Source organism: Caballeronia sp. M23-90 (genome assembly GCF_053574605.1).
Window position 1 is genome coordinate 1 of record NZ_JBSIPA010000682.1, and the last position, 2,392, is coordinate 2,392.

At 62.8% G+C, this 2,392-nt stretch carries 2 protein-coding genes and 2 pseudogenes; 2 read left to right on the top strand and 2 right to left on the bottom strand.

The window, feature by feature from the left end; all coding sequences use genetic code 11:
- Positions 1-119: 119 nt before the first annotated feature.
- Positions 120-641, bottom strand: a pseudogene (locus ACRXB1_RS34595) (DHH family phosphoesterase); the annotation flags it as partial.
- 12 nt (positions 642-653) lie between these two features.
- Positions 654-1,223, bottom strand: a pseudogene (locus tag ACRXB1_RS34600) (regulator); the annotation flags it as partial.
- 90 nt (positions 1,224-1,313) lie between these two features.
- On the opposite strand from ACRXB1_RS34600, the gene ACRXB1_RS34605 reads away from it, so the two are divergent.
- Positions 1,314-1,817 (top strand): sensor histidine kinase, encoded by a 504-nt coding sequence (locus tag ACRXB1_RS34605; protein ID WP_449494602.1) that lies wholly within the window; start codon positions 1,314-1,316, stop codon positions 1,815-1,817.
- Positions 1,802-2,392: response regulator (locus tag ACRXB1_RS34610; RefSeq protein WP_449494603.1), on the top strand; the 591-nt coding region annotated here is incomplete at its 3' end. The genes ACRXB1_RS34605 and ACRXB1_RS34610, both read left to right, overlap by 16 nt.

The window sequence follows — 2,392 nt, forward strand, 5'->3', positions numbered from 1 at the left end:
GGCACTGGAAGCGCGTTCGATGGGTTATCTCAAAGCGTCCGACACGATCGTTTTCAACGTGCACGAATTGCTCGATATCGCGAAAAAGGAAGCGCGTGCTTTGAGCGCTGCCGGGTATCGCGCGCCGGCGGGAGATCGTCGCCCGGCAGGTGGTGGTCGGTCACGAGCACATCGATACCCAACGCGTTCGCCGCTTCCACGCCATCCACGCTCGCGATGCCGTTATCGACCGTGATCAGCAGATCCGGCTTGCCTCCCGCACGACCCGCCGCCAACGCCACGATTTCGGGCGTCAACCCGTAACCGTATTCGAAACGATTCGGCACCAGATAATCGATCTGCGCGCCGAACATTCGGAGTCCGCGAACGGCCACCGCGCAGGCCGTCGCGCCGTCGCAATCGTAGTCGGCAACGACGAGCATGCGGCGCTTCGCTGCGAGCGCATCGGCGAGAACAACGGCCGCTTCATCGCAGCCCTTGAGCCCGATGGGCGCGTGCAATTTCTTGAGCTCGGTTTCGATTTCGTCCGGTGAACACACACCGCGCGATGCATACAGCCGCGCGATAACCGGATGAACGCCATGACGCACGAGAACGGCGGCATCGGCGGGAGAGGGGGCACGTGTGACGATTCGGGTCATTCGTTCCAGTTTCTATTCGATGAACAACGCGGCAATCGGACGTCGCCGCCAGAATTTGCGCAACGCACCGCGTGTAACGCTCAGCGATACGGAGCCGGTATCGCTGCACAAGGTAAGGCGCAACGTGCCGAGCGAGCCATTTTCGAGCGCGCTGAGCGCAGGGGCGAACCAGTCGCGCTCGAGAACACCGAGCGCTTCATTCCACCGCGCCCAGTCCTGTTCTATAAACGGCGCCGAGAACGGATCGAGTTCTACCAGCGTGCGGCCATTGTTCTGGTTTTGATCTGCGGCAAGCGCCGCGAACGATGCCGGCGGCGCTTCCGGAACGATATCGGCGGCGAGTGCCAGGCCGCGTGTTGCTGCCGCACTCGACATGACCCGCGCAAACGGACTTGTCACGCTGCGAATCGCGCCTTGCGCGTGGAACCAGATCGAATTGATCGCGGGCAGGCCGCGCATTTCGCGCGCTTCGTTGAGCGGATGCTCGAACCACGCCATCTGCACTTCGTTCTGCAACTTCATCCATGCCCGCGAGCGCTCGCCCGTGCCGGCTTCGTGCGGCAGCCAGATCTCGATGTTGCGGCAATGCGGCTCAAAGCAGAAAACGCTCTCGTCGGCGATGAAGATCGCAAGCAACGGGCGCTCGCGACGATCCTCGAGCAGATTCATCGGGTGGAGCAACAGCTTGTGGGCTTGCTGGCGCTCACTCAGCCAGTTCGCATCGACAATATGAACGTCCCGCTTCGGGCGTGGCTCGACGATCGAGTCGCGCTGCATCAGGAAGCGGCGGCACATGCGCAGGTCGCGCTTACCGTGGCGGAGGCACCGGCAGCGACGCCCGAGCACGCCGTTTTCGATCCCGTGCAACTCGCACGCGCGCTTGATAACCTCGTGCTGAACGCCATACGTCATACGCCGCCCGACGGCAGCGTGACGGTACAGGCAACGCGGACTCGCGACCTCCTGCGTTTCGAAGTGAACGACAACGGCCCTGGTGTGCCGCAAGACGATCGTGAAGAAATATTCGAACCGTTCGTCACGGGTCATGCCGCCGGTTCGGGACTGGGTCTGGCTGTGGTGCGCGAGATTGCAGCCGCGCATGGCGGCCGGGCGTTTTATGAAGCGCGCAGCACGGGCGCGTGTTTTGTCATCGAGATTCCATGGCGCACATCCTGATTGTCGACGACGACGGCGCCTTTCGCGAAAGCCTCGCCGAAACGCTCGCCGATATGAGCCACGAGACGCTCGAAGCGGCCAGCAAACGAGAAGCGCTCGCGTTGCTTGAAAGCATGGAGCCCATCGACTGCGTTTTCCTCGACCTGCGAATGCCCGACGGTGTTTCAAGAGACCCGAACGCCGGCGGCGGCCTGGAAGTGCTCGAAGAACTGCGCAACATGCCCGCACGCGCCGCCTTGCCGGTTGTCGTGCTCACTGCATTCGCCACCAGCGAGAACACTGTGCGCGCGATGCGCCTCGGCGCGTTCGACCACCTGACAAAGCCCATTGGCCGCGATCAGATCGCCGCGTTGCTGAAGAAGATCGAACTATCGCAATCGGGCTCGCGCGATGCGGCGCCGATCCAACCCAATGCTTCCTTGCTCCCCGATGAAGCCCGCGAAGCCCGCAGCGAGAACACTGTGCGCGCGATGCGCCTCGGCGCGTTCGACCACCTGACAAAGCCCATTGGCCGCGATCAGATCGCCGCGTTGCTGAAGAAGATCGAACTATCGCAATCGGGCTCGCGCGATGCG